Source organism: Microbacterium sp. Bi98, assembly GCF_918698045.1.
Lineage (GTDB): Bacteria > Actinomycetota > Actinomycetes > Actinomycetales > Microbacteriaceae > Microbacterium.
Window position 1 is genome coordinate 1 of sequence record NZ_CAKKLK010000016.1, and the last position, 24,830, is coordinate 24,830.

The window sequence follows — 24,830 nt, forward strand, 5'->3', positions numbered from 1 at the left end:
CCCCGCCACCCACCGTCGATCCGGAGGAGATCTGCGATACGGAGGTCACCTCCCCCGCCTCCACCCTCCGAATCGCGGATCTCCTCCCAACTGCCGCAGCACCACAAGCCGAGGCGCAGCGAACCCGAGGTCAGACGACGATGCCGGCCAGTCGCTGCTGCGACATCCACGACCGGACGAGACGCCCGAACTCACGCGGCCGCTCGAGTGGCAGCAGGTGGCCGGCATCCAGGGTGACGAGACGGGCGTCAGGCATCGCCGACACGATCTCGGTGTGGAAGTGCGGCGGACAGATGGCGTCGTCGAGCCCCGAGACGACGAGGGTCGGCATCGTCAATCCGGTGATCCGCGAGAGCAGGTCGGTGCGTGTGAGCTGCATCCGCAGCTGAGCGCGTAGCCGGTCGGCACCGGTCTCCTCCCCCATGCGCAGAGTCCGCTCCACGAGTTCGGGCCGCTCTCGCACGAGCGCCTCCCCGAGCAGAGGAATGAGGATGCCGTCCTGCAGCGCGCGCGGCTCGACGCCCTCGTCGAGTGCCGTGAGCCACCCGCCCCATCCGGAACGCTGCGCGTCGGTCGGCGCCTTGGCATTGGTCGACACGAGGCAGAGGCCGGCCACCCTCTGAGGCGCGGCGAGGGCGAGAGCCATGCCGACGATGCCCCCGAGCGAGTGGCCGACGAGCACGAAGGTCTCGGGCAGATCCCGGAGCAGTGCCGCCACCTGCTCGCCGATCGAGGGACGAGCCAGCACCGGCCGGACCGCCCCCTCGAACCGCGCATCCGTCCACAGGTCGGCTGTGCAGTTCATGCCCGCGAGGAGCACGAGCGGCGGCACCGCGGCAGCCACCTCAGCCCTTCACGGCACCGTCGCTGAGACCCGCGACGAGATACTTCTGCGCGATGAAGGCGATCACGAACACCGGGATCGTCAACAGCATCGACGCCGCTCCCGCCTGCTGCAGCATCGGCAGGGTCTGCCCGAGCTGCGTGGCGATGAACACGGGCACCGTCTTCGACGAGGTGTCGGTGAGCACGAGCGCGGTGAGGTACTCCTGGAAGGCGAACAGGAACACGAAGATGCCGGCGGTCAGGATCCCCGGCCCCATCAGCGGGATCATGACCCTGCGCAGCATCCCGATCCTGGTGCAGCCGTCGATCATGGCCGCCTCGTCGAGCTCCTTCGGAATCTCGGCGAAGAAGTTGCGCAGCAGCCAGATCGTGAACGGCTGGTTGATCGCGACGAGGGCGATCGCGAGCGCGAACGTGGTGTCGTAGATGCCGAGCGCGCGGCTGATGTCGTACATCGGCAGCACCACCGCGAAGCGGGGCAGCGCACGGAAGATCAGTGCGAGCACGAGCAGCAGCGCCGAGACGTAGCTGGGGAACCGTGACAGCGCATAGGCCGCCGGGATGCCGATCGCCAGCGCGATCACGGTGGACACGACCGCCACGACCACGGTGTTCACGAGGTAGTCGGCGAAGTACGTGGTCTGCCACAGATCGACGAACGCCTGCAGGGTCGGCTGGTAGTCCCAGAGCACCGGCGGGTTGGCGAAGGCGACGTCGGTGGGCTTGGTCACCGACAGCGTCATCCAGATGAAGGGGCTCAGCATCACGATGCAGAGGATGCCGAGCAGCAGCCCCGTGATCACCGGCGGGCGGTTGGGGCCGCGGCGACGGCGCTTCGGCACGCCCTTCGTGACGATGGCCCTCGTCGAGAGTTCTGCGGAGGTGAGACTCATCGTTCGGCCTTCGCTTCCTTGAAGATGCCCCGGATGAACGGGATCAGCATGATGAGGATCAGGAGGATGGTGAGCACGTTGATCGCGCTGCCGAGACCGAGGTTCTCGGCGCCATCGGCGAATGCCACGGAGTAGACGTAGAGCATGATCGATTCGTTGCCGATGTTCTGCGCCTGCGGCGACAGCGGGATCAGGTTGTCGAACATGCGCAGCACATCCATGATCGTGATCAGTGTCACGAACCCGAGCACTCCGCGGATGGTCGGGATGATCACGTTGAGGTGCGTCTGGAAGCCGTTGGCGCCATCGATCTTCGCCGCCTCCTTCAGCTCGTTCGGCACGCCCTGGAGTCCGGCCAGGATGATCAGCATCGCGAACGGGAGCATGTGCCAGACGGTGTTGGCGATCACGAGGATCGCGTTGGGCACCTGGTCGGTGAACCAGAGCACCTGCGACCCGCCGAAGAAGCCGATCAGGCGGTTCACCACGCCGCCGAAGTTGTCGTCGAAGAGCCACGAGAAGGCGACGGCGCCGACGAGGTTCGGCAGCACGTACGAGACGAGCATGATGCCGAGCACGAGCGGACGCGACGTGGTGATGCGGTTGATGCCGGTGGCGATGATGTACCCGAAGACGAGCAGGATCGCCGTGGTGACGATCGTGACGGCGACCGTGAACATCACCGCCTTGTGGAAACGGGGATCCGTCAGCGCGTCGGTGAAGTTCTCCAACCCGATGAAGGTGCCTGGTGTGCCGTAGCGGACCTGCTCGAAGCTCCACTGCACCGTGCGCACCAGCGGCAGCACGAGCAGTGCACCCATCACCAGCAGGCTCGGAGCGAAGAGCAGCCAGAATTCGCGTGCCTTCATGTGCGTCCTCCCTTGGACGGACTGTGGCCTGAACTCGCGCTCAGGCCACAGTCATGGACGGTCGGATCGGGGTCAGCCGGCGATCTTCTCGCCGGCGGCCTGCATCTGGGCGAGCCCGTCGTCGACGGACACCTGGCCGTTGAGGATCGAGACCAGGATCGGCCGGATCTCGTTGGTGATGTCGGCGATGACCGGCGACACGATCGGCGGCATGGCGCTCGCGATCGAGTCGTTGGCGGCGGCACCGTACGGGGAGTTCTCCTCCGTCACCATGCCCTCGCGGGCCGGGTAGGCGGCGGGGACGGATGCCGTGGACGCGTCCTCGCTGACGGCGGACGCCATCATCTGGAAGAGCATGTCGTGGTCGAGCTTGGTGTTGAAGGGGATCGACCAGCCGTCGATCGAGAGGCGGTTGTAGGAGTACTCGGCGTCGTCGGAGACCTTGGGCGCACCGGCGAATCCGAAGGAGTCGGACAGCTTGGAGTTCGCGGGCAGGGTCAGGTCGAACATGCGACCGGAGAACATGATCGACATGGCCGCCGTGCCGTTGAACATCTGCTGCTGCACCTTGGGCTGGTCGAAGGTCGTGACCTGCGGGTCCATGTAGGGCTTGAGTGCGAGCATCGCCTCGACGGCCTGCTTCGCCTCGGGTCCGTCGAGGGTGACCTCGCCGTCTGCGGTGACGAAGTCGGCGCCGAGGGAGTTCATCGCCCCTTCGAAGCCGGTCGTCACGTCGGCCGTGGCGAGCCAGGGCAGCGCGATCGGGTAGTCCATGAGGCCCTCGGCCTTGATCGCCTCGGCCGCGGCGATCATCTCGTCGAAGGTGGTCGGCACGTCGAGGCCGAGGTCTTCGAAGATGTCGGTGCGGTAGGCCATGACGAACATCTGCGCCTGCATCGGGATGGCGAAGATGTCGCCGTCGTAGGACATGCCCTCGACCATCGACTCGCTGATCTCGCCGAGCCCGTAGTCCTCGCCATACTTGTCCCAGAGGTCGTTCAGCGGAACGAGCTTCTCCTCTTCGCCGAAGCCGGGGATGACGAATCCGTAGGTCTCGATGATGTCGTAGGTGCCCGTGTCGCCGGCCAGGGTGGCCGTGGTCTTGGTCACCTGCCCGCCGAAGTCGATCGGATCGTGCTTCAGCGTCACGTCATCGGTCGAACAGCTCTTGACCATGGTGTCGGTGAAGGGGTCGATGGCGGAGGAATTGTAGGCGAGGACGTTGACCGTGGTCTTGCCCTCGGGAGCCGTGTAGTCGCACGACACCGTTGTCGCGTTCTCATTGTCGGTTCGGGTCCCGGCGCCGCAGCTGGAGAGGGCGATCATGCCCACTGCTGCGAGGGCGAGTACCGGCAGTGCTCGATGCTTGATGTGTCCCATGACGCTGATGGTATACGTATGCAATCGACTTAGGGAAGCCTATGTTCCCGGAAACTTTCAGGATTGAATACGTATACTGCGAAATCCCGCGATACGGGAGGACGAACACCCTTCCGCATCACTCTCACGGCCCTCCGTGGCCGACCCGAACTGCTACTCCCGAACCCTGCGCTTCTCGAGCACGCCGGCGAGAAGCACCGCGACCAGAGCCGCAGCCGGGGCCACGATCAACCCGGCCCGCAGGCTCTCGGTGTCGGCGATGAACCCGACGATCGGCGGTGACAGCAGGAAGCCGAGCCGCAGCAGCCACGACACGACCGTGAGCCCCACTCCCGGTCGCAGGCCGGGCAGTTCGTCCGCCGCATGCATGGCGGCCGGGATGAGCGTCGCGATGCCGAAGCCGACGGCGGCGAATCCGGCGATGGTTCCCGGCACGCTCGGGAAGATGAGCGCGAGTGTCATGCCCGCTGCGGCGATCAGTCCTCCGACGCGGGCCACCGCGCGCTGCCCGAACCGGTCGGTCATGCCGTCGCCCAGCATCCGACCGATGAACTGTGCGCCGACGAGCGCGATGAATCCGAGCGGCGCGATGGCGGCCGCGGCGCCGAGCGATTCACTCAGATAGAGAGTCGCCCACGAGTTGCCGGCGTCTTCGGCCACCGCACCGGCCATCGCGATGAGCGTGAGCGCGATGATGATCATCACGGTGCGAGGGCTGACCCCGCGGCGCACGGTGCCGCCCAGCTCGACCGGCTCGGCCGTCGCCTCGGCATCCGCCTCCTCATCGCGTCCGGGCAGGCAGAACCAGAGCGCGGTGAAGGCGACGGCCGCGAACACCGCGGTCGAGATGCCGAGATGCACGCCGAGGGGCAGCTGCAAGGCGATCGCGGCCGCGGCCATGCCTCCGCCGAGAACCGCGCCGATCGACCAGATGGCGTGGAACGAGTTGATGATCGAGCGGCCGTATCGCCGCTGCACGCGCAGACCGTGCGCGTTCTGGGCGACGTCCGTGATCGCGTCGGATGCTCCGCCGAGCAGAAGGGCGACGGCGAAGAGGATGCCGGAGGGCGCCAGTGCGGCCGCGAGCAGGCCGAGTCCCGTGGCGATCGTGCCGAACACGGCGATCCGCGCCGAGCCGAATCGACGGATCAGCACGGCGGCGAGAAGGCCCGCGGCGATCGCGCCGGCAGGGAAGGCCGCGATCGCGAGGCCGTACCCGGCGTTGTCGAGCCCCAGAGCAGCCTTGATCTCGGGGTAGCGGGGCAGGATGTTGGCGAACAGTGCGCCGTTCGTGAGGAACAGCGCCGAGACCGCGATGCGCGCTCGGCGCGACGCCTGGTCGACAGCCGGCCGTCGAATCGATTCGATCGAAGTCATAGCAATGACCGTACACGTCGAGGGACGCCGTCGAAAATCGCCTTCCGCATCGCGTATGCCACCCGTGCGGCGATCGCGATCGACCTCAGTGGAGCTGCGGTTCGCCCTGTGCGATCTCTTCGGCGATCACGGATGCCGCAGCGACCGATGCCTTGGCGGCATCCAGGTCGTCGAACTGGCCGATGAAGTCGGACTGCGCTCCGAAAGCCCGAAAGCCCTCACGCGGCGTCCCCGTGATCGATCCGAGGAACTGGCGCCGGTCATTGCCGACGTGGAAGCCGGGATCGACCTCGACCCACAGCCCTCGCGTGCGCGAGGCGCCTCGCACCCGCGCGCTCGTCGCCGCCTTGGCGGCATTCCTGATGCGTGCGGACATGGCTCACGCAGTCATCGCGTGCAGCACACGCGACCCCGTGAGCGCCGGAGCGAAGTCACCTCGGGTGAGGTCGAGCCCGCCGGCCGAGTTCGCCGCGTTCATCATCGAGACCACCAGCGAGCGGTCGATGCTCGGCTCCTCGTCCATGGCGAACCGGAGGGGGATGGAGGCGTGCACCCAGAGCGTCTCGACGGCGCCGTCGCCGATCGAGAGGGTCAGGGGGAAGGACTCGTTGCGCCGCAGCTTGGTCACGATCACCAGCCGCAGGTGGGTCAGCAGCTCGTCGTCGATCTCGATCGGTGCGGCGGTGCTTCCGTAGGTCAGGTAACCCATGTTCTCTCCCTCACGCTCAGACTGGCTTGAGAAATAGATTACTAGGTTACCTAGCTAAATCCCAGTCGGACGTCAGGGAAGGTCGCCGATCTCTTCCGTCAAGCGGTGCAGGAACCGTGAGATCGCATCGGTCTGCTCGGGCGTGAACTCGTCGGCGAGGGCGGCGATGCGCTGCGTGAGCTCGTCGCCGGGCGAGTGGAGATCGCGCAGAGAGGGTCGCAGAACCTTCGATCGCGCGTCGGCCGGATGCGGGGCGACGACGATCTGGCCGCGCTCCTGCAAACGGCGCAGCAGGCTCGTGATCGCGGCCGTGCTCACGTTCAGGTGCGCAGCGAGTCCTCCCGGGGTCGCGGGAGCATCCGCCGGCGCCTCCGTGATGTACCTCATGGCCTCACGATCGGTGTCATTGGGCGCGCGCAGCGCGGCGAGACGACGGCCCAGCTGCGCCTCGGCGCGACGGAGTTCGTCGACCCGAGCGACGAGATCGGTCGACGTCGTTCTGATGTCGGTCCTGCTGGCCATGTGTCACCCCCTGACCCCTCCATGCTACTCGAAAGACAGGTAACGAGGTGGCCTAGCGAATTCCAATGCCACCAGGGACTCTGATCGGGTGCGAAGATAGAACACGGGCAGGAAAGGGACGTCATGGTCGAGCGATTCACACTCGGGGATGCGGGGTACATCATGTACGCCGACATGCTCGATCGCCTGCGAGCGCGGTTCCCGTCGGTTCCCGCCTGGCGGCTCGACCAGATCGTGGCCGCCGAGCACGACGCCATCACGGGCGGACTGCTGCGGATCGTCCCTGCCGAGGTCGAAGCCGGCGCGATCGAGATGCTCGCGCGCGAGCATGGAGAGAACGAGGGATCCCTGAGCGATGACGGCGAGGTGGCGTGATGGAGCGCTCTGAAGAATTCGGCCGATCAGGGTACTGGTACCCCGACTCCGACAGCGCGAGCACGGTCGACGTGCTCAACATGCTCCGCCGCTACCGCTCGGCCGAGACCGCCATGCGAGCCCGCACCAGGGCGTCGATGGGCATGAACGAGACCGACCTGGTCGCGCTGCGATTCCTGCTGCGCGAGCAGCGGGCCGGCCGCATCGTGCGCCCGATCGACATCGCCCGCATGCTCGACATCTCCACGGCGTCGACGACGACCCTCATCGACCGCCTCGAGAAGGGCGGGCACGCGAAGCGCGAGCCGCACCCGACCGATCGCCGCGCCGGGGTCGTCGTGCCCACCGTCAGCAGCGACGACGAGGTGCGCGAGACCCTCGGCGCGATGCACCGGCGGATGCTGTCGCTCGTCGACGAGATGAGCGACCGCGAGCGTGGCATCGTGACGCGATTCCTCGCCGGCATGACCTCGGCCATCGAAGAGGCGTCGGATCTCGATCAGGAACTGCGCGACGTCATCCGCTCGCACGAGGAATCCGAGCCCTCCGGCGAGTGATCCCTCCGCCGCGGGTCAGGCCTTCTCGACCTGATCCTCGACCCGAGCGCCGGGTTCTCCGTCGTCGTCCGCGGCGTTCTCGAGGCGTTCGGGGAACAGCTCGTCGAGGTCGAGGTCGGGGTTCTCCTCCTGCGTCTCGACCAGTTCCACGGCCTCCTCGATCGTCTGCACGCTCGGCATCGCACCCGGCAGCGGCCTGCGCGCCGACTCCTTGAGCACCACCACGGCGATGAAGCCGGCGATCGAGGTGCCGATCACGTAGAACGCCGGGGCCAGCGACGATCCGGTCATCTGCACGAGCGCCTCCATCACGACCGGAGCCGTGCCCGCGAACAGGGCGACGGCGAGGTTGTACGAGATGCCCATGCCGCCGTAGCGCGACGACGTCGGGAAGAGCGCGGGCAGAGACGAGGCGAGGTTGGCCACATAGAAGGTCACGGGGAAGGCGAGCAGCACCAGGCCGAGAAGCGTCGACCAGATCTCCCCGTGCATCATGAACAGGAACGACGGCACGGCCAGCACGATCGCCGAGATCGACCCGATGAACAGCACCTTGCGGCGTCCGATGCGGTCGGAGAGCTTTCCGGTCAGCGGGATGCAGAGCGCCATCGCCACGAGCACGGGAAGGGTCAGCAGAGTGCCGTGCACCTCGTCGTAGCCCAGGGTTCCGGTGAGGTACGTGGGCATGTAGGAGGTGAGGGCATAGCCCACGGTGTTGGCGGCGGCGACGAGCACGAAGGCCGTCAGCAGCTCGCGCCAGTATGCGCGGATCAGTGCGAGCACGCCCTTGGGCGCATCCGCCGACGCCTGCGCGTCGTCGGCCGCGCGCTTCGCCGAGTCCTGTGCCTCCTGGAATGCCGGGGTGTCCTCGATCTTCAGCCGGAAGTAGATCGCGATCAGTCCGAGCGGAAGCGCGACGAGGAACGGGATGCGCCAGGCGAAGCCCTGCATGACCTCGGCCGACAGCGTCAGCTGCAGGATCGAGACGAAGGCGGCGCCGATCGCGAAGCCCATGTACGAGCCGAGGTCGAGCAGGGAGGCATAGAAGCCGCGCCGCCGGTCGGGCGCGTACTCGGTGATGAAGGTCGTGGCGCCCGCGTACTCGCCGCCGGTCGAGAAGCCCTGCGCGAGCTTGAGCACGATCAGGAGGATCGGCGCCCAGACGCCGATGACCGAGAAGTCGGGGAGCACGCCGATGAGGAATGTGGCCGCGGCCATCATGATCAGCGTGAAGGCCAGCACGCGCTGACGGCCGAGTCGATCGCCGAGCTGGCCGAGCACGATGCCGCCGAGCGGACGGGCGACGAAGGTCACCGCGAAGACGCCGAGCGAGAAGAGCGACTGCGCCCCGGCGGATGCGTCCGGCAGGAACGCCCGCCCGATGATCACCGCGAGATAACCGTAGACGCCGATGTCGTACCACTCCATGAGATTGCCGACCACGGTGCCGGCGACCGCGCGGCGGAGCATCGGGCGGTCGACGACGGTGACGTCCTCGACCGTGAGCCGACGAGGCTCTGCCGCGGCGGGACGCAGCCGTCGCAGCAGGCGCTGCCACAGGTTCGGCGTGTCATTGTTCAGGCGGTCGGACATGCTGTCTCACTCTCTCTCGCCGCACGACCATCGCAGGTCGGGCCGCACAGAAGGCGGGGAGGTGGCTCGCGCCACCTCCCCGCCGTTGCTCACCGGTGTCAGTTGTTGAACGCGTCCTTCACGTTCTCTCCGGCCTTCTTGACGTCGGCCTTCGCCTGGTCGGCGCGGCCCTCCGCCTCGAGCTTCTCGTTGTCGGTCACCTTGCCGACGGCCTCCTTCGCCTTGCCGGCGAGGTCCTGGGCGGTGTTCTTGATCTTGTCATCGAGTCCCATGGGGGCTCCTCTCTCTTATCAGCGGTGGTCTGTGGTCGAGCGCCCGCGCCGTGGGGTCACAGGGGGATGTCGAGGGCGGATGCCGCCAGCGGCAGAGTGCCGGCGGCGATGACCGCGATGAGGCCGACGACTCCGGCGGACTTCCAGAACGGCGTGCGCGATGCGGGGAGCGGGCCGCTGCGGAGCCCGGTGGAGCGGCCGACAGCAGCACGTGCCGACAGCGGGGCGACGTCGACAGGACCGTTCGGCAGGATTCGCCGAGACCGGAGCTCACGACGGGTGGGGTACTGCGTGGCTGTCGACATGTGATCACCTTCCTCCGCCAAAAGATTACTAGATGAACTAGTCAATCGCCAGCCTAGTGAAATTTCCGGTCATCACGCCTACGCTCGACACATGACCGAGCTCACCCAGCCCACCGGGCACGAAGAGGCCCTGCGCGCCCTCCCCCGCGAAGACGGATCGGCGCCTCGCGCGTTGGTGCTCGGCGCCACGGGATACATCGGCGGGCGGCTGACGCCTCGTCTGCTGAACGCCGGATACCGGGTGCGCGCACTGGCCCGGGACGCCGCGCGCGCGGCATCCTTCCCATGGGGTGCCGACTGCGAGATCGTCGAGGGCTCGGCTGACGACGCGGACGCCGTGGCCGAGGCCATGCGCGATGTCGACGTGGTCTACTACCTGATCCACTCGATGACGGCGGGCAAGGGGTTCGAGGAGAGCGACGAACGAGCGGCCACCACGGTGGCGGATGCCGCGGCGAAGGCCGGCGTGCGCCGCATCGTGTATCTCGGCGGACTGCATCCCGACGATGTGAAGCTCTCGCCTCATCTGCGCTCCCGGGTGCGGGTGGGCGAGATCTTCCTCGAGTCGGGCGTTCCGACGCTCGTGCTGCAGGCGGGCGTCGTGATCGGCTCCGGTTCCGCATCGTTCGAGATGATCCGGCACCTGACCGATGTGCTGCCGTACATGCCGGCGCCGAAATGGGTGCGCAACCGCATCCAGCCGATCGCGGTGCGCGACGTGCTGCACTACCTGCTGGGCGCCGCGCGCGTCGATGACAGCGTCAACCGCGCCGCCGACATCGGCGGGCCCGACGTGCTGCGCTACGGCCAGATGATGAACGGCTATGCGCTCGAGGCGGGTTTGCGCCAGCGCGCGATCGCCGCCCTGCCGGTGCTCACTCCGGGACTCGCATCGCACTGGGTGAACCTGGTGACCCCGGTTCCGCGATCGATCGCGCGCCCGCTCGTCGCGTCGCTGCAGAACGAGTGCATCGTGAAGGACCGCGCGATCGATGACCTGATCCCCCGCCCGGACGGCGGGCTGACCCCGTACCGCACCGCCGTGTCGATGGCGCTGGGCCGTCTCGACGCCGACACCATCGAGACGAGCTGGCAGGATGCCGAGGTCTCGGGCGCCCCGAGCGACCCGCTGCCCAGCGACCCGGACTGGGCGGGACGCACCGTCTTCACCGACACCCGCAAGCTGAAGACGTCGGCCCCGGTCGACGGACTGTGGCGGGTGATCATCGGCATCGGCGGGTCGAACGGCTGGTATTCGTCGAAGTTCCTCTGGGCGGTGCGCGGCTGGATGGACCGGCTCGTCGGCGGAGTCGGGCTCCGCCGCGGACGCCGCAGCAAGGCCGAGGCGCGGGTCGGTGATGCGATCGACTTCTGGCGCGTCGAAGCCGTCGAGGAGCCCGGCCGCAAGACCGACTCGTCGCCCGCGAGCGGCGGACTGCTGCGGTTGCGCGCCGAGATGAAGGTGCCGGGCGAGGCCTGGCTCGAGCTGCGCGCACTGCCCGACGGCGACGGATCCCGCTACGAGCAGCGGGCGGTGTTCTTCCCCCGCGGGCTCGCGGGACGGCTGTACTGGCTGGCAGTGCTGCCGTTCCACGGCTTCATCTTCGCGGGCATGGCGGCGAAGATCACCGCCGCGGCATCCGTCCCCGTCGAGACGGTCGCGCCCGGTGTCGGCGAGGCGGGTGTCGGCGAGGCGGGTGCGGGCGAGGCGGGTGCGAGCGAGGCGGCCCCGGGCGAGGCGGGTGCGGGCGAGGCGGCCCCCGTCGCCTGAGCCTCTGGGCCCACGCGCGAGGTGTATGCGGGCCCACTTCGACACCGGGACTCACGTGCGGGGCCACTTTCGCAGCGGAAACGGTCGATTCGGATGCGTTACTGACCCCGCACCGCGATGGAACCCGCGGGTAGGGGCAACCTCACGCCCCACCCACATGGTGGGGCCACTTCGGCATCCGGACCCACGCGCGAGGTGTATGCGGGGCCACTTCGGCATCGGGACTCACGTGCGGGGCCACTTTCGCAGCGGAAACGGCCGATTCGGATGCGTTATTGACCCCGCACCGGGCCGGGGGCGGCGCGGGCGGGGTCAACAATGCGACTGACGTCAGGAAGGACGCTCGGCGAGGCCCGCAGGGTCGCCCCCGTCATCCGACCCGGCGTCCGCAGCCGCACCCGCACTCGCATCGCCGGCCGCACTCGCGTCGCCGGTCGCACTCGCATCTCCGGCCGGACTCGCATCGCCGGCATCGGCGCCGGCATCCGCAGCGCCACCACCGGCATCCGGGATGATGTCGATCGCCTCGGTCGCGGTCGCGTAGACCTCGGCGAGGCTGTCGTCGACGTCGGCCTCATCGATCCAGGCGAGGTCGTCTTCGGAGTGGTCGTACTCGACAGGCACGAGCGCGAAGTCGTCGCCGTACTCCTCGAGTCCGGCCATGACGCTGTGGCGAACGGCCATGCGGGCATAGCGCTCGCGCAGGATCATGGGGTCGCGTCGCAGATCCTTCATGAACGCGACCATCATGAAGGCCATGATCACGGCGAACGGCAGCGCCGCGATGATCGTGACGTTCTGCAGCGACTTCAGGCCGCTGCCCTCTTCGCCGGTGACGAGCAGCACCGCCGCGATCACTCCGACCAGGACTCCCCAGACGACGGCGACCCAGCGCGACGGCTCGGGGCGGCCCTGCTGCGAGAGCGTGCCCATGACGAGCGAGGCCGAATCGGCGCCGGTGATGAAGAAGATCGAGATCAGCAGGATGAGCACGATGCTGGTGATCAGCGGGAACGGCAGGTTCTCGAGAACGCCGAAGAGCACCTCTTCGGGCGGGTCGACGGTGAGTCCTGCGCCGTTCATCTGCTGCTGGATCGCCGTGGTTCCGAAGATCGCGAACCAGATGAGCGAGATGGCGGCCGGAACCAGGATGACGACGGAGACGAACTGGCGCAGCGTGCGGCCCCGCGAGATCTTGGCGATGAACATGCCCACGAACGGCGACCAGGAGATCCACCATGCCCAGTAGAAGATCGTCCAGCTCGACAGGAACATCTGCGCCTCGTCACCCTGCGAGGCCGACCGCGCGACCATCTCGGGCAGGTCACCGAGGAACTGCACGGCGACCGAGGGGATGACGTTGAGGATCAGCAGCGTCGGTCCGACGAAGAAGACGAAGAATGCGAGCAGCAGCGCGACGACCGCGTTGATGTTCGACAGCGCGCGGATGCCCTTCGAGACGCCCGAGACCGCCGAGGCGATGAAGCAGGCGGTGAGCACGGCGATGGCCGCGATGAGCACGCCGTTGCCGAGTTCGCCGATGCCGCTGACGATCTCGACGCCGTGGCCGATCTGCAGGGCTCCCAGGCCGAGCGACGCGGCGGTGCCGAAGAGGGTGACGATGATCGAGAAGATGTCGATCGTGCGACCGAGGGGTCCGGTGGTGCGGCCCTCGCCGAGCAGCGGCGCGAAGATCGACGAGATCAGGGGGGTGCGGCCACGACGGAACGCGCCGTACGCGATCGCGCCGCCGACCAGCGCGTAGAAGGCCCACGCCTGCGGGCCCCAGTGGTAGAGCACCTGCGCCTGCGCCGTGTGCATGGCCTCGAGGGTGTTCGCCTCGACCGTTCCGGGCGGCGGGTTCTCGAAGAAGGTGAGCGGCTCGGCGGCGCCCCAGAAGACGAGACCGATGCCCATTCCGGCGGCGAAGAGCATCGAGATCCACGAGAACATCGAGAACTCGGGCTCTTCGTCGTCGCGGCCCAGGGGAATGCGTCCGTAGCGGCTGAAGCCGACGAAGAGCATGAAGACGAGGATGACGGTCGCGATCGTGGTGAAGAAGAAGCCGAAGTACTCGACGACCCACCCGAGCACGGTCGAGGTCGTGCCCGAGAGGTTGTCACCCGCGAACACGCCCCACGCGATGAACGCGAGGGTCAGCGCGACGGCGATGCCGAAGACGAGCGGATCGGTGCGGTAGGTGCGTCCGGTCTCTTCGACCGAGACGCCGGGCACGAGCGCCGGGTGCACGCCGCGCGGCGGAACCGCGGCGATGTCGCGCACGATCTTCTGCGCGGCCTCGGTGGCCTTCGCGGCCTGCCTGATCGCGGCGGTGGAGGTCTTCGGAGGGTCGTTCCTCGTGGGCGTCTTCTCGTCCGGAGTGTCCATGAGAACCCATTCTCCCATGCCGGCATTCTGCGACCTGGACGGAAAGGCCAGATGAACGGGTCGATCCGCGGCGCTCCGGGGCCCTACACGCCGGGCGGATGCCGGATGCTCCGGGTTCTCCGGGCGCGTCAGCGCGAGCACCCGGGCGCATCAGCGCGAGCACTCCGGGCGCATCAGCGCGAGCGACGGCCGCCGAACACCGAGTGCAGCAGCGGCAGCGCCGAGACGCAGATGAGGGTGATGCCGAGCGGCGGCAGCGGCGTGACGAGCAGCGCGCCTCCGACGAGCATCGCGGCGAACAGCACGCCCGATCCGATGCGGCGGGCGATGCCCTCGAGCCGGTCGAGGCGGCGCTCGAGGGCCGAGGTGTCGAAGGTGACGTTGCCGTCGTCGACGCGGGTGATGATCGCGTCGATCCGCTTCGGCAGGCGGTAGGTGACGGCGGCGGTCTCCATGGCCTGCTGCGCCATGTCCTGCATGAGGTTGCCCGACTCGTCGCGCAGCAGGCGGCCGGCGTAGGGCTCGGCGGCGTCCCACACGTTGAACGACGGGTCGAGGCTCGAGCACATGCCCGAGGTCAGCGACACCGCACGGATGAGCAGCAGCATGTTCTCGGGCAGCTGGAGCGGAAGCGAGCGCACCATGTCGCCGAACTCGTCGGCGAAGTCGGTGAACTCCCGAGGGTCGACCTTGCTGAGCTCTGCGAAGCCCATGCCGCCGAAGCGGGCGAACAGCGCGCGGAGCGCCCGTTCGAGCTCGGCGGTGTCGGCGGAGGGCAGCAGCACGCCGATCTCCTGGGCCGCGGTGACCAGGCCTCGGCTGTCGCGGCCGGCGACCGCGATCAGCAGGGTGCGCAGACCGTCGCGGAGGTTGTCGGGCACCTCGGCCATCATCCCGAAGTCGATGAAGGTGAGGCGGAAGTTGCGCCCGGTCGTCGAGTCGGCCTCGGGTGTCACGAAGATGTTGCCCGGGTGCGGGTCGGCGTGCACGAAGCTGTGCGTGAACACCTGGTCGAACATGACCTCGGCGAACACGTCGGCGACCTCGGCCGGATCGATGCCGGCTGCCCGCAGAGCATCCGTGTCGTTGATCTTGATCGCGGTGACGTCCGAGAGCGTGAGCACGCGCCGGGTCGACCGCTCCCAGACGATCTCGGGGGCGCTGACGCGCGGGTCGCCGGCGAAGTTCTCACGAAAGCGCTCGGCGCTGGCGGCCTCGTGCAGGTAGTCGATCTCCTCGAGGCTGGTCTGCGCGAACTCCTCGACGAGGCCGGGAGCGTCGACCCGATCGGCGACCAGTCGCACGCGCATCGCCCAGCGGGCGACGCGGCGCAGAGCCGCGAGGTCGACCGCGACGATCTCGTCGATGCCGGGGCGCTGCACCTTGACGACGACGTCGCCGAGACCGGTGTCGACGGCATCCTGCGCGGAGAGGCGGGCCCGGTGCGCTTGGCCGAGGGATGCGGCAGCCACCGGCGTCTCATCGAACCAGGCGTAGGCCTCAGCGAGCGGACGGCCGAGTTCGGCCTCGGCGGCCGCACGGATGTCGGCGAACGGCACGGCCGGGACCTCGTCCTGCAGTCCCTCGAGCTCCTTCGTGATCTCGGGCGGCAGCACGTCGAGGCGCGACGACATGAACTGCCCGACCTTGATCATGAGGCCGCCGAGTTCGACCGCGAGCACGTGGAACCGCTTCGCGAAGCGCTGCATGCGCGGCGCCCGGGTGCGCTCGGCGATCGAGCTCATGCCGAAGCGCGGCAGCACGAGCTCGAACCACCAGACCTTGAGGAACTCGCGCGCCGCGAACGACAGGATGCGGCGGTACCGGGCACGATGGGCGCCCTGCGCCGCAGCATCCGTCATGTGTCGTCCCTGTGTCGTGTGCGATCAGTCCTGAGCGAGGATCGAGTACAGCCTACGGCGGGCCTCGTCGAGGATCTCGACCGCCTGCTGCACCTGCTCGGTGCTGCCGCTGCGACCGACGGCCGCGGCTGCCGCCGCGAGGTCGACGCCCGCCTTCGGCAGTGCGCTGTAGCGGGGGTTGTCGTGCGAGCCCTCGCTCTTCGACTGCGACTCCCACGGGGCGGGGGTCTCGGTGTGCTCGGCGGCGACGGCGCGGCCGGCCTCGGTGAGCGAGTAGGTCTTGCGACCGTTCTGCTCCTGAGCCTCGATCAGGCCCTCGTCGGCCAGCAGCTGCAGGGTGGGGTAGACCGAGCCTGCGCTCGGCTTCCACGATCCGCCGCTGCGATCGGCGATCTCGTTGATGATCTGGTAGCCGTGCATCGGCTTCTCGGTGAGCAGCGACAGCACCGCGGTGCGGACGTCGCCCTTCGCCATGCGCGAGCCGCCGCTGGGGCGCTGCTCGAAGGACTTGCGGAGCTGCTCCATGGCATCGAAGATCGCGGATGCGGGTCCGCCCTGGCCCGAGCCGAAGCCGGATCCGCCGAACGGGTTCGAGGGGAATGCGTTGTTCATGATGACCTCCCGGAAGTGGTGAGCGATAGTCAACGATATATCGTTAAGGCTGAATGTGGGGTGAGAGTCTCGGCCCGAGAGGTGAACTTCGGCGGATGTGTCGATCGGCCTGCTGCTCGATCGTCATCTCTCTGTACGCTGACCGTCGAACAGTGAGGAAGAGACATGCGCTACACACTGCTGTTGCACTACGAAGAGCTCGATGCCGAGACTCTGGGCGCCGAGGCGCTCGCAGAGGGCCAGGCCGCATTCGCGAGCTACGCCGCCACCCTGCAGTCGGCAGGGGTGCTCGTCTCGGCTGAGGTTCTGCAGCCGTCGGCCGTCAGCACCACCGTTCGCGTGCGCGATGACGCGCTGCAGGTGCAGGACGGCCCGTTCGCCGACACGAAGGAGCAGCTCGGCGGCACGGTCGTCATCGACGTGCCCGACCTGGATGCCGCGATCGGATTCGCCCGCCAGGCCCCGCCGGCGTTCTGGGGTGCGGTCGAGATCCGCCCGGGTGCCGTGTTCACGGTCGACGGCGTCTGGACTCCGAACCGATGATCCCCGAGGGGGTCCGGGCCGCTGCAGAGAGTGCGGCGCGGACCTCCTACGGCCGGCTGGTCGCGCTGCTCGCGGCGCGGTCCGGCGACCTCGCGCTCGCCGAGGACTCCCTGTCGGGAGCGTTCGAAGAGGCGCTGCGGCGCTGGCCGGATGCCGGAGTGCCCGACAACCCGGAAGGGTGGTTGATGACCGTGGCGAGGAACAGGCTGCGCGATATGTGGAAGTCGGCCGCGGCGACGGCATCCGCTCCCCTCGCCGAGGAGAGCGCTCGCGTCGATCCGCTCGCCGACCATGATCCGCTCGCGATCGGCGACAAGCGACTCGAACTGCTGTTCGTGTGCGCGCATCCGGCGATCGACCCGGCCGTGCGCGCGCCGCTCATGCTCCAGACCGTGCTCGGATTCGAGGCGGCCGAGGTCGCGCGCGCGTTCGCCGTTCCGGCGACGGCGATGGCACAGCGCCTGGTGCGGGCGAAGCGACGCATCAGAGATGCCCGCATCCCGTTCGCGATTCCGGACCGCCGCTCGATGCCCGAACGATTGCCCGCTGTGCTGGAGGCGGTCTACGGATGCGCCGCGCTCACCTGGCGCGGCGATGCCGAGTCGATGGCGGGCGAGGCGCAGTACCTGGCCGTCACTCTGGCGGGGCTTCTCGAGGACGAGCCCGAGGCGTGGGGGCTGGCCGCCCTCACGACGCTGACTCTCGCGCGGCGCTCTCGCGAGTTCATCCCCCTCGACGAGCAGGATCCTCAGACCTGGGATGCGGCGCTGATCGCCGAGGGCGAGGCGTACCTGCGGCGAGCGCGGCCGACCGGTGCGCCGGGACGATTCCAGCTCGAGGCGGCGATCCAGGCGGTGCACTGCGATCGGCTGCGCACGGGGGCGACCGATTGGGACTCGCTGCGGATGCTGTACGCCGCGCTTCTCGCGGTCGCTCCGACCCTCGGTGCCCGGGTCGCGGCCGCCGTCGTCACCGCGCGCATCGACGGAGCCGAGGCGGGCCTCGCCGCACTTCCGGCCCATGCAGAGGGATTCCAGCCGTACTGGGCGGCTCGGGCGGGCCTGCTCGCCGAGGCCGGACAGGATGCCGGTGAGGCCTACGCGCGGGCGATCGCGCTCGCCGACGACGACGGCGTCATCGGCTTCCTCCGCGGCCGCGCGGCGGCCCACGCACGATCCCACTGACACGCACAGCACGCACACGGCGCACGCACTGCACGCACACGGCGCTGAAAGCAAGCCCCGTGCGCTCCATAGCCGACGATGTTTGACTGCCGTCGATGTCGTCTTCCCCTGCCGTTTCCCCACCGTCCACTTCGATCAGAGTGAGCGTCGTCGTTCCCGTGTTCCGTCCGGGAGCGGCATTCGACGAGCTCATCGCGTCTCTCGATCGGCAGACGCTCGATCACGGCCGGTTCGAGGTGCTGCTCTGCGACGACGGCTCCGGTGAGGAGACGGCGGCTCGACTGGTCGAGATCGCGCGTGATCGTCCCTACGTGCGCGTCGCGTATCTGCCGCATTCGGGGTGGCCGGGAACGCCGCGCAACCACGGGATCGACGATGCGCGCGGCACGTACATCCAGTTCGTCGATCAGGACGACTGGCTCTACGACGGCGCCCTCGAGGCGCTCTGCGACTACGCCGACGAGCATGCATCCGATGTCGTGGTCGGCAGGGAGGTCGGCATCGGCCGGCGGCTTCCGAGTCGCATCTTCCGCCGCGACATCCCCCGTGCGCGCCTCGGCGAGGATCCGCTGCTCGAGATGCTGACGCCGCACAAGATGTTCCGCACCTCGTTCCTGCGCGAGAAGCGCATCCGATTCCCTGACGGCAAGGTGCGCCTCGAAGACCATCTGTTCGTGATGAGGGCGTACTTCGAGGCGTCGACGATCTCGATCCTCGCCAGCCGCCCCTGCTACGCGTGGGTCAAGCACGCGGGCAGTGCCAGTTCGTCGCGGATCGAACCCGAGACGTACTTCCCGCATCTCGAGGCCGTGCTCGATCTCGTCGAGCGGTACACCGAACCGGGGCGACTGCGCGACCGGCTGCTGCGGCACTGGTTCCGCGGCAAGATCCTCAAGCGGGTGTCGGGCAAGAAGTACGCCGGGTACCCCGAGGAGTATCGCCAGCGCCTGCTCGACGTCGTCATCCCGCTCGCGCGACGGCGCTTCGGACCCGGCGTCGACGGGGGGCTGGCCTTTCCGAACCGCATCCGGGCCGCACTGCTGCGAGCCGATCGACGCGCCGACCTGCTGACGTTCGCGCGGTTCGAGGCCGAGCTCACCTGCCGGGCGGTGGTGACGTCGGCACGGTGGTCGCGGGGCGGCGGACTGTATCTCACCGTCGATGTCTCGATCACCCGCGACGGGCAGGACGCACTCGAGTTCGAGCCGGGCACGGGCGTCATGACGTCACTGCCGATCGCGATGGACGGCCTTCCGACCGGTCTTCTCGAAGCCAAGCGGGAGATGTCCAACGATCACGTCGAGTTGGTGTGGCGCGACAAGGCCGCGGCGATCGAGCGTCGCGTGGCGAACCTCCACCCACGCAGCCTCGACTCCCTCCGCATCGCGATCGACCCGCTGAAGGTGTTCCGGCCCGACGACGAGTCGCGCGGGGCGAAGCTCTTCGTGACCGTGCGACGGGCGGGGTGGACCTTCGACGTCCCCCTCCGAGCGGATGCCGCGACGCTCGCCGCCGCGGGACGCTCACCCCTGCTCGCCGGGCGCACGTGCACGCCGGTCGCAGGACGCGGCGGCGCCGTCGAGCTGCGCAGGCAGTACCCCGGCGGCCGGCTCAAGGACCTGGCCGGCCGCGCTGTGCGTCGGGTGCGGAGCGGCTCGCGCACGAAGTGACGAGGGTCAGCGCGGCAGCGTGAGCACCTCGGCCCCGGTCTCGGTGATGGCGATGGTGTGTTCGGTGTGGGCTGTGCGGCATCCGGTCGCACTGCGCAGCGTCCAGCCGTCGTCGTCGGTGACCAGCCGGTCGGTGTCGGCCATCACCCACGGTTCCAGTGCGAGCAGCAGGCCGGGGCGCAGTCTGTAGCCGCGGCCGGGGCGTCCGTCGTTCTCGACGTGCGGATCCTGGTGCATCGTCGAACCGATGCCATGGCCGCCGAACTCGAGATTGATCGGGTAGCCCGCGTCGCCGAGCACCGTGCCGATCGCGTGGGAGAGGTCGCCGATGCGCGCGCCGGGTCGGGCTGCGGCGATCGCGGCGGTCAGCGCACGCTCGGTCGCGTCGATCATGTCTAGGTCGGCGGATGCCGCACCGTCGCCGACCACGAAGCTGACGGCGGCATCCGCTGAGATCCCCCGGAGCGTGACGGCGAGGTCGAGAGTGAGAAGGTCGCCGTCGAGGAGGGCGTAATCGTGCGGCATCCCGTGCAGCACCGCGTCGTTCACGGCAGTGCAGACGTAGTGGCCGAAGGGCCCGCGGCCGAAGGAGGGGGCGTAATCGACGTAGCAGGACTGCGCACCGGCATCCTCGATCATCTGCTTCGTCCAGCGATCGAGGTCGAGCAGGTTCACCCCGACCGCCGCTCGCTCCTTGAGGGACTGGAGGATGCCGCCGATGAGGGCGCCCGCGTCTCGTGCACGAGCCAGTTCGTCGCGGTTCAGGATCTCGATCATGGGGTTCTCCACAGCTCGCCGTCAGTCGTTCCAATAACTATCCCGGTAATACTATCCCGGTATTACAATGGGCACATGATGGTTCGGATGCCCCTGACTCCCGCCGAGGTCGAGCGGGGCGAGCGCCTCGGCGCGCTGCTGCGGCGAGCGCGCGGTGAGCGATCGATGCTGAGCGTCGCCCTCGAGGCGGGGGTCTCGCCCGAGACCCTGCGCAAGATCGAGTCGGGTCGCGTGGCGACCCCCGCCTTCTCGACCATCGCCGCGATCGCGGGCGTGCTCCACCTCTCGCTGGACTCGGTGTGGTCCGAGATCGAGCCGGCGGTGCATGCGGTCGGTCGTACGCAGGTCGCGTCCTGAGATGGCGCATGCGCTGATCACGGGCAGCTCGCGCGGCATCGGCCGCGCAGTGGCGCAGGCCTTCGCCCGACGGGGCGACCGGGTCGTCGTGCACTACGGCCGTGATCGCGCGTCCGCGGAAGAGACCCTCGCCTCGCTCGAAGGCTCGGACCATGCGATCGTGGGCGGCGACCTCGGGGATCCGGCGGAGGCGCAGCGCGTGGTCGAGGAGGGCATCACAGCCCTGGGTTCACTCGACATCCTGGTGAACAATGCAGCCGTGGCCCCGAGCGCGGCGAACGAGCATCGCGTCGACTCGACGACGTATGCCGAGTGGCAGCGCGCCTGGTCTGCCATGGCCTCGGTGAACCTGCTCGGCGCCTCGAACGTCACGATGCTCGTCGCTCAGCACATGATCGAGCGGGGCAGCGGCGGATCGATCGTCAACATCGGGTCACGCGGCGCGTTCCGCGGAGAGGCCGACCACCCCGCGTACGCCGCGACGAAGGCAGGACTGCACGCGTTCGGGCAGTCGATGGCGCTGGTGCTCGCACCCCACGGCATCTCTGTGACCTCGGTCGCTCCGGGAATGGTGGCGACAGACCGGCAGACGGCGAAGCTCGAAGGAGAGCAGGGCGACAGCATCCGCGGTCAGAGTCCGTTCGGCCGGGTGGGCACGCCCGAAGAGGTGGCGGATGCCGTCGCCTATCTCACCTCGCCCACCGCGGTGTGGGCATCGGGCACGGTGCTCGACCTGAACGGCGCGTCGTACTTCCGCTGAGGCGGTGGGCGTTCGCCTCGGCGGTTGCGGGTCACGAACGCAGCACGGACTCCAGCAGGCCGGGGAACAGCTCGTCGAGCTCTGCGCGTCGCAGCGTCAGCATCCGTCGCCGACCGTTGGGCTCGTTGCGGATCACGCCCGCTTCGCGCAGCACCTTCATGAAATGCGACTTGGTGGACTTCGGCAGGTTCGGGTCGGTCGCGTGGCATTCGGCCATGTCGAGCGGGCCGTCGGCGAGCTGTCGCGCGATCGCCAGACGCTCGGGGTCGCTGAGGGCGAAGAGCACGTCGGTGAGCTGGATCTCGGATCGCTCGGGGTGCGGGAGTTCGCCTGGCATGGTTCGAGAATAGTTGAACAATCGCGGGATCGCGAGTACGCTCCGATAGTTCGATGAATCTCGAACCGATACCGCGGGAGCACTCATGACCACCACGTCACCGATCGACACGACCGCGACCGCATCTCGGATCCGTCGCCCGCGTTTCGGCTTCGCGCTGGCCGTCGTGACGCAGATCGCGATGATGATGGGCGCGAGTGCGCCATCGCCGTTCTACCCCGTGCTCGCCGCAGAGATCGGATTCGACGCGATCGTCATCAGCGCCGTCTTCGCCGTCTACGCGGTCGCCCTGCTGCTCGCCCTGCTCACCGCAGGCTCGCTCTCCGACCATGTCGGGCGGCGACCGGTCGCGATCGGCGGTCTCCTGGTGCTCGCCGCGAGCATGGTGCTGTTCTGGCATGCCGATACGGTCGCCACGCTCATGCTCGCCCGCATCCTGCAGGGTGCGGCGAGTGGCGTGCTCATCGCAGCCCTCTCGGCCGCTGCGCTCGACCTCGCCCCCGGTGGCCGTTCGAGGGTCGCCGCACTGTGGAACGCACTCAGCCCCGGAATCGGCCTCGCCCTCGGCGCACTCGTCTCGGGCATCGCGCTGGACGTGACCGGACAGCCGCTGCTCGACGTGTTCGCACCCCTGACCTCCGTGTACATCGTGCTCGCGGGGCTCTTCTTCCTGGCACCCGAGACCGCTCCGCTGCGGCCGGGAGCACTCGCGTCGCTGAGCTTCCGGCTGTCGGTGCCGGCCGGCATCCGCTCGGACTTCTGGCGCGGAGCCCCCGCGATCATCGCCGGCTGGGCGACGGGTGGGCTCTTCCTCTCACTCGGCGCGAACATCGTGCGCACCCAGCTCGGCGGTGAGGCGCACGTCTGGCAGGGACTCGCGGTCGCGATGCTGGCCGGCGTCGGCGCGGTCACCGCATTCCTCTTCCGCAACCGGCACCCACGCACCTCGGTGATCTTCGGCACCGCGGCCCTCGCCGTCGGCACCGCGCTGTCGCTCTGGGCGCTCGCGACCGGGTCGCTTCCGTTCTACCTCGCCGCGACCGCCGTGACCGGCATGGGATTCGGCACCGCCTTCTCGGGAGTCGTCGCCTCACTCGCACCCCGCATCCCCCCGACCGACCGCGCCGACACGTTCGCCGTGATCTACCTGCTCGCCTACCTCGCCTTCGGCGTGCCCGCAGTCATCGCAGGGATGCTGGTCGGAGTCTTCGGACTCGGCGCCGTGTGCGTCGGGTACGGCGTCGCGGTCATCGCGCTCGCGCTCATCGCACTGGTGTTGCGGGTGCGTCGGGCGGAGTAGCTGCTCTCTGTGGGGTGGAGGCCTCTCGCGCCGAAGGGGGTCTCTCGCTGCGGAGGAGATCTCTCACTCCGAAGGAGAGATACCGCCGACACCTCCTTCGGTAGACGCGATCTCCTTCCGAGCGCGCGCTGCCGCCAGCATCCCACCGACTGCGAAGGAGACCTCTCACTCCGAAGGAGAGATACCGCCGACACCTCCTTCGGTAGCCGAGATCTCCTTCCGAGCGCGCGCCGCCTCCGGCATCCACCCCCACCGCGAGCGAAATCTCTTGCCTCGAAGGAGGTATGACGGCGACACCTCCTTCGGTAGCCGCGATCTCCTTCCGAGCGCGCGCTGCCCTCCCGCATCCACCCCCAGTACGAAGGAGATCTCTCGCCCCGAAGGACGGATGCCGCCGACACCTCCTTCGTTATGCGCGATCTCCTTCCGAGCGCGCGGCCCCGGCACCCACCCCCACTGCGAGGGAAATCTCTCGCCTCGAAGGAGGGATGTCGCCGACACCTCCTTCGGTAGCCGCGATCTCCTTCCGAGCGCGCGGCCCCGGCATCCACTCCCACTGCGAGGGAAATCTCTCGCCTCGAAGGAGGGATGTGGCCGATATCTCCTTCGTTATGCGCGATCCCCTTCCGAGCGCGCGGCCCCGCATCCGGAGGAGATCTGCGCACCGGCGGAGATCTGCGTAGCGGAGGAGATCTGCGCACCGGAGGACGAACTCGCGAAGTTGATCCTCCCTTCCGCAGATCTCCTCCGCATCGAACGCGCCCCGCACATCCACCTTGCTCAATCGAACGATTAACGATAGATTTCTGCTGTTGTTCGATGAGAGGTGGAGTCATGGCCAAGTCGACGATCATCGTGCTGCGGGTCGTGATCGCGCTGGCGCTGGTCGGGTCCGTGGCCGTGCAGGCGCTCATCGTGCCGCTGCTGTGGCTCGACCTCGCCGACGAAGAGCTGTGGGGACGGATCGCCTTCGTGTCGATCGTCGTCCTCGGGGTCGGCACTCTGCAGGTCTTCGGCATCTGCGTGTGGTTGCTGCTCACGAAGGTGCGTCGCGGATCGATCTTCTCGACCTCGTCGTTCCGCTACATCGACGTGATCATCGGCGCGATCCTCGTGGCCGCGGCTCTTCTGTGGATCCTCGCGGCGATACTCGCTCCGGGCTCGGCAGCTCCGGGTCTCGTCGCGCTCATCGGCGGAGCCGGCGTGGTGCTCGCCGGCGTCGCCCTGCTGGTCGTGGTGATGAAGGCGCTGCTGCGGCAGGCGATCGACCGCGATGTCGAGGCGCAGGCGCTGCGGTCCGAGCTCGACAACGAGGTCATCTGATGCCCGTCGTCGTCGACATCGACGTGATGATGGCGCGACGCAAGATGGGTGTCGGCGAGCTGGCCGAGCGCATCGGGATCACGCCGACGAACCTGGCCGTGCTGAAGAACGGGCGGGCGAAAGCCGTGCGGTTCTCGACCCTCGACGCACTGTGCGAAGTGCTGGAATGCCAGCCTGGCGACATCCTGCGCTGGGAGGCGTGAGGGGACCTCTTTCGTCGCGGCACCCACACACCCACGCACCCACGC

The 24,830-nt window shown here is 68.5% G+C and carries 27 protein-coding genes; 11 read left to right on the forward strand and 16 right to left on the reverse strand.

Going from position 1 to position 24,830, the window contains the following annotated elements; all coding sequences use genetic code 11:
* Positions 1–130: 130 nt before the first annotated feature.
* The 8 genes from LQZ85_RS16660 to LQZ85_RS16695 all read right to left on the reverse strand — a co-directional run bounded on the left by LQZ85_RS16660 (position 131) and on the right by LQZ85_RS16695 (position 6,596).
* A complete protein-coding gene (locus LQZ85_RS16660; protein WP_056276218.1) occupies positions 131–844 on the reverse strand; it encodes an alpha/beta hydrolase in 714 nt (237 codons plus the stop codon).
* 1 nt (position 845) lies between these two features.
* A complete protein-coding gene (locus tag LQZ85_RS16665) occupies positions 846–1,739 on the reverse strand; it encodes a carbohydrate ABC transporter permease (protein ID WP_056276215.1) in 894 nt (297 codons plus the stop codon).
* Positions 1,736–2,608, reverse strand: a complete 873-nt coding sequence (locus tag LQZ85_RS16670) for a sugar ABC transporter permease (protein WP_056276212.1) — start codon at positions 2,606–2,608, stop codon at positions 1,736–1,738. The genes LQZ85_RS16665 and LQZ85_RS16670 overlap by 4 nt, the downstream gene beginning before the upstream one ends.
* A gap of 72 nt (positions 2,609–2,680) precedes the next feature.
* Complete coding sequence (locus LQZ85_RS16675) at positions 2,681–3,988, reverse strand: extracellular solute-binding protein (protein WP_056276209.1); 1,308 nt, start codon at positions 3,986–3,988, stop codon at positions 2,681–2,683.
* Between the two features lie 153 nt (positions 3,989–4,141).
* Positions 4,142–5,365, reverse strand: a complete 1,224-nt coding sequence (locus LQZ85_RS16680; RefSeq protein ID WP_056276206.1) for an MFS transporter — start codon at positions 5,363–5,365, stop codon at positions 4,142–4,144.
* Between the two features lie 85 nt (positions 5,366–5,450).
* On the reverse strand, positions 5,451–5,741 hold the full coding sequence (locus LQZ85_RS16685; RefSeq protein ID WP_056276204.1) for a hypothetical protein: 291 nt from the start codon (positions 5,739–5,741) through the stop codon (positions 5,451–5,453).
* Between the two features lie 3 nt (positions 5,742–5,744).
* Complete coding sequence (locus LQZ85_RS16690) at positions 5,745–6,074, reverse strand: hypothetical protein (protein WP_056276200.1); 330 nt, start codon at positions 6,072–6,074, stop codon at positions 5,745–5,747.
* 72 nt (positions 6,075–6,146) lie between these two features.
* On the reverse strand, positions 6,147–6,596 hold the full coding sequence (locus LQZ85_RS16695; RefSeq protein ID WP_056276197.1) for a MarR family transcriptional regulator: 450 nt from the start codon (positions 6,594–6,596) through the stop codon (positions 6,147–6,149).
* Between the two features lie 123 nt (positions 6,597–6,719).
* Here LQZ85_RS16695 and LQZ85_RS16700 point away from each other — a divergent pair, with 123 nt between their 5' ends.
* Positions 6,720–6,971 (forward strand): hypothetical protein, encoded by a 252-nt coding sequence (locus tag LQZ85_RS16700; protein WP_053098457.1) that lies wholly within the window; start codon positions 6,720–6,722, stop codon positions 6,969–6,971.
* Positions 6,971–7,528 (forward strand): MarR family transcriptional regulator, encoded by a 558-nt coding sequence (locus LQZ85_RS16705; protein WP_053098456.1) that lies wholly within the window; start codon positions 6,971–6,973, stop codon positions 7,526–7,528. Before LQZ85_RS16700 ends, LQZ85_RS16705 begins: the two co-directional genes overlap by 1 nt.
* Before the next feature lie 15 nt (positions 7,529–7,543).
* Here LQZ85_RS16705 and LQZ85_RS16710 read toward each other — a convergent pair whose 3' ends face one another.
* The 3 genes from LQZ85_RS16710 to LQZ85_RS16720 form a co-directional block, all read right to left on the reverse strand.
* A complete protein-coding gene (locus LQZ85_RS16710) occupies positions 7,544–9,121 on the reverse strand; it encodes an MFS transporter (RefSeq protein WP_082586477.1) in 1,578 nt (525 codons plus the stop codon).
* Positions 9,122–9,219: 98 nt separating this feature from the next.
* Positions 9,220–9,393 (reverse strand): CsbD family protein, encoded by a 174-nt coding sequence (locus LQZ85_RS16715; protein WP_072590528.1) that lies wholly within the window; start codon positions 9,391–9,393, stop codon positions 9,220–9,222.
* A 56-nt stretch (positions 9,394–9,449) separates the two neighbouring features.
* Positions 9,450–9,698 (reverse strand): hypothetical protein, encoded by a 249-nt coding sequence (locus LQZ85_RS16720; protein ID WP_056276194.1) that lies wholly within the window; start codon positions 9,696–9,698, stop codon positions 9,450–9,452.
* A gap of 91 nt (positions 9,699–9,789) precedes the next feature.
* On the opposite strand from LQZ85_RS16720, the gene LQZ85_RS16725 reads away from it, so the two are divergent.
* Positions 9,790–11,469, forward strand: a complete 1,680-nt coding sequence (locus tag LQZ85_RS16725; protein WP_082586476.1) for an SDR family oxidoreductase — start codon at positions 9,790–9,792, stop codon at positions 11,467–11,469.
* Between the two features lie 330 nt (positions 11,470–11,799).
* On the opposite strand, the gene LQZ85_RS16730 is transcribed toward LQZ85_RS16725, so the two are convergent.
* The 3 genes from LQZ85_RS16730 to LQZ85_RS16740 form a co-directional block, all read right to left on the reverse strand.
* Positions 11,800–13,875 (reverse strand): BCCT family transporter, encoded by a 2,076-nt coding sequence (locus LQZ85_RS16730; RefSeq protein ID WP_230101229.1) that lies wholly within the window; start codon positions 13,873–13,875, stop codon positions 11,800–11,802.
* Between the two features lie 155 nt (positions 13,876–14,030).
* On the reverse strand, positions 14,031–15,719 hold the full coding sequence (locus LQZ85_RS16735; RefSeq protein ID WP_053098453.1) for an AarF/ABC1/UbiB kinase family protein: 1,689 nt from the start codon (positions 15,717–15,719) through the stop codon (positions 14,031–14,033).
* Between the two features lie 24 nt (positions 15,720–15,743).
* Positions 15,744–16,331, reverse strand: coding sequence for a PadR family transcriptional regulator (locus LQZ85_RS16740; RefSeq protein WP_053098452.1), 588 nt, complete (start codon positions 16,329–16,331; stop codon positions 15,744–15,746).
* 165 nt (positions 16,332–16,496) lie between these two features.
* On the opposite strand from LQZ85_RS16740, the gene LQZ85_RS16745 reads away from it, so the two are divergent.
* From LQZ85_RS16745 to LQZ85_RS16755, 3 genes are all read left to right on the forward strand, one after another.
* Complete coding sequence (locus LQZ85_RS16745) at positions 16,497–16,874, forward strand: YciI family protein (RefSeq protein WP_053098451.1); 378 nt, start codon at positions 16,497–16,499, stop codon at positions 16,872–16,874.
* Positions 16,871–18,058: a DUF6596 domain-containing protein gene (locus LQZ85_RS16750; protein WP_230101230.1), complete on the forward strand. Its 1,188-nt coding sequence runs from the start codon at positions 16,871–16,873 to the stop codon at positions 18,056–18,058. Before LQZ85_RS16745 ends, LQZ85_RS16750 begins: the two co-directional genes overlap by 4 nt.
* 140 nt (positions 18,059–18,198) lie before the next feature.
* Positions 18,199–19,728 carry a glycosyltransferase family A protein gene (locus LQZ85_RS16755; RefSeq protein WP_053098449.1) on the forward strand — a complete coding sequence of 510 codons (1,530 nt, stop codon included), beginning with the start codon at positions 18,199–18,201 and terminating at the stop codon, positions 19,726–19,728.
* Between the two features lie 6 nt (positions 19,729–19,734).
* On the opposite strand, the gene map is transcribed toward LQZ85_RS16755, so the two are convergent.
* A complete protein-coding gene (gene map, locus LQZ85_RS16760; RefSeq protein WP_230101231.1) occupies positions 19,735–20,505 on the reverse strand; it encodes a type I methionyl aminopeptidase in 771 nt (256 codons plus the stop codon).
* Between the two features lie 78 nt (positions 20,506–20,583).
* Here map and LQZ85_RS16765 point away from each other — a divergent pair, with 78 nt between their 5' ends.
* Together LQZ85_RS16765 and LQZ85_RS16770 are read left to right on the forward strand one after the other, a co-directional pair.
* Positions 20,584–20,862: a helix-turn-helix transcriptional regulator gene (locus tag LQZ85_RS16765; RefSeq protein WP_056277652.1), complete on the forward strand. Its 279-nt coding sequence runs from the start codon at positions 20,584–20,586 to the stop codon at positions 20,860–20,862.
* Between the two features lies 1 nt (position 20,863).
* A complete protein-coding gene (locus tag LQZ85_RS16770; protein WP_230101232.1) occupies positions 20,864–21,622 on the forward strand; it encodes an SDR family oxidoreductase in 759 nt (252 codons plus the stop codon).
* Between the two features lie 31 nt (positions 21,623–21,653).
* On the opposite strand, the gene LQZ85_RS16775 is transcribed toward LQZ85_RS16770, so the two are convergent.
* A complete protein-coding gene (locus tag LQZ85_RS16775; RefSeq protein WP_053098447.1) occupies positions 21,654–21,959 on the reverse strand; it encodes a helix-turn-helix transcriptional regulator in 306 nt (101 codons plus the stop codon).
* An 85-nt stretch (positions 21,960–22,044) separates the two neighbouring features.
* On the opposite strand from LQZ85_RS16775, the gene LQZ85_RS16780 reads away from it, so the two are divergent.
* The 3 genes from LQZ85_RS16780 to LQZ85_RS16790 all read left to right on the forward strand — a co-directional run bounded on the left by LQZ85_RS16780 (position 22,045) and on the right by LQZ85_RS16790 (position 24,785).
* Complete coding sequence (locus LQZ85_RS16780; protein WP_230101233.1) at positions 22,045–23,259, forward strand: MFS transporter; 1,215 nt, start codon at positions 22,045–22,047, stop codon at positions 23,257–23,259.
* An 834-nt stretch (positions 23,260–24,093) separates the two neighbouring features.
* Positions 24,094–24,582, forward strand: a complete 489-nt coding sequence (locus LQZ85_RS16785; protein ID WP_053098445.1) for a DUF2975 domain-containing protein — start codon at positions 24,094–24,096, stop codon at positions 24,580–24,582.
* Complete coding sequence (locus LQZ85_RS16790) at positions 24,582–24,785, forward strand: helix-turn-helix transcriptional regulator (RefSeq protein WP_042540715.1); 204 nt, start codon at positions 24,582–24,584, stop codon at positions 24,783–24,785. Before LQZ85_RS16785 ends, LQZ85_RS16790 begins: the two co-directional genes overlap by 1 nt.
* The last annotated feature ends 45 nt before the right edge of the window (positions 24,786–24,830 follow it).

Excerpts from the sequence above, each read along its gene's own strand:
- LQZ85_RS16665 (WP_056276215.1), bottom strand. The coding sequence starts at position 1,739 with ATGAGTCTCACCTCCGCAGAACTCTCGACGAGGGCCATCGTCACGAAG.
- LQZ85_RS16670 (WP_056276212.1), bottom strand. The coding sequence starts at position 2,608 with ATGAAGGCACGCGAATTCTGGCTGCTCTTCGCTCCGAGCCTGCTGGTG.
- LQZ85_RS16675 (WP_056276209.1), bottom strand. The coding sequence starts at position 3,988 with ATGGGACACATCAAGCATCGAGCACTGCCGGTACTCGCCCTCGCAGCA.
- LQZ85_RS16680 (WP_056276206.1), bottom strand. The coding sequence starts at position 5,365 with ATGACTTCGATCGAATCGATTCGACGGCCGGCTGTCGACCAGGCGTCG.
- LQZ85_RS16685 (WP_056276204.1), bottom strand. The coding sequence starts at position 5,741 with ATGTCCGCACGCATCAGGAATGCCGCCAAGGCGGCGACGAGCGCGCGG.
- LQZ85_RS16690 (WP_056276200.1), bottom strand. The coding sequence starts at position 6,074 with ATGGGTTACCTGACCTACGGAAGCACCGCCGCACCGATCGAGATCGAC.
- LQZ85_RS16695 (WP_056276197.1), bottom strand. The coding sequence starts at position 6,596 with ATGGCCAGCAGGACCGACATCAGAACGACGTCGACCGATCTCGTCGCT.
- LQZ85_RS16700 (WP_053098457.1), top strand. The coding sequence starts at position 6,720 with ATGGTCGAGCGATTCACACTCGGGGATGCGGGGTACATCATGTACGCC.
- LQZ85_RS16705 (WP_053098456.1), top strand. The coding sequence starts at position 6,971 with ATGGAGCGCTCTGAAGAATTCGGCCGATCAGGGTACTGGTACCCCGAC.
- LQZ85_RS16710 (WP_082586477.1), bottom strand. The coding sequence starts at position 9,121 with ATGTCCGACCGCCTGAACAATGACACGCCGAACCTGTGGCAGCGCCTG.
- LQZ85_RS16715 (WP_072590528.1), bottom strand. The coding sequence starts at position 9,393 with ATGGGACTCGATGACAAGATCAAGAACACCGCCCAGGACCTCGCCGGC.
- LQZ85_RS16720 (WP_056276194.1), bottom strand. The coding sequence starts at position 9,698 with ATGTCGACAGCCACGCAGTACCCCACCCGTCGTGAGCTCCGGTCTCGG.
- LQZ85_RS16725 (WP_082586476.1), top strand. The coding sequence starts at position 9,790 with ATGACCGAGCTCACCCAGCCCACCGGGCACGAAGAGGCCCTGCGCGCC.
- LQZ85_RS16730 (WP_230101229.1), bottom strand. The coding sequence starts at position 13,875 with ATGGGAGAATGGGTTCTCATGGACACTCCGGACGAGAAGACGCCCACG.
- LQZ85_RS16735 (WP_053098453.1), bottom strand. The coding sequence starts at position 15,719 with ATGACGGATGCTGCGGCGCAGGGCGCCCATCGTGCCCGGTACCGCCGC.
- LQZ85_RS16740 (WP_053098452.1), bottom strand. The coding sequence starts at position 16,331 with ATGAACAACGCATTCCCCTCGAACCCGTTCGGCGGATCCGGCTTCGGC.
- LQZ85_RS16745 (WP_053098451.1), top strand. The coding sequence starts at position 16,497 with ATGCGCTACACACTGCTGTTGCACTACGAAGAGCTCGATGCCGAGACT.
- LQZ85_RS16750 (WP_230101230.1), top strand. The coding sequence starts at position 16,871 with ATGATCCCCGAGGGGGTCCGGGCCGCTGCAGAGAGTGCGGCGCGGACC.
- map (WP_230101231.1), bottom strand. The coding sequence starts at position 20,505 with ATGATCGAGATCCTGAACCGCGACGAACTGGCTCGTGCACGAGACGCG.
- LQZ85_RS16765 (WP_056277652.1), top strand. The coding sequence starts at position 20,584 with ATGGTTCGGATGCCCCTGACTCCCGCCGAGGTCGAGCGGGGCGAGCGC.
- LQZ85_RS16770 (WP_230101232.1), top strand. The coding sequence starts at position 20,864 with ATGGCGCATGCGCTGATCACGGGCAGCTCGCGCGGCATCGGCCGCGCA.
- LQZ85_RS16775 (WP_053098447.1), bottom strand. The coding sequence starts at position 21,959 with ATGCCAGGCGAACTCCCGCACCCCGAGCGATCCGAGATCCAGCTCACC.
- LQZ85_RS16780 (WP_230101233.1), top strand. The coding sequence starts at position 22,045 with ATGACCACCACGTCACCGATCGACACGACCGCGACCGCATCTCGGATC.
- LQZ85_RS16785 (WP_053098445.1), top strand. The coding sequence starts at position 24,094 with ATGGCCAAGTCGACGATCATCGTGCTGCGGGTCGTGATCGCGCTGGCG.
- LQZ85_RS16790 (WP_042540715.1), top strand. The coding sequence starts at position 24,582 with ATGCCCGTCGTCGTCGACATCGACGTGATGATGGCGCGACGCAAGATG.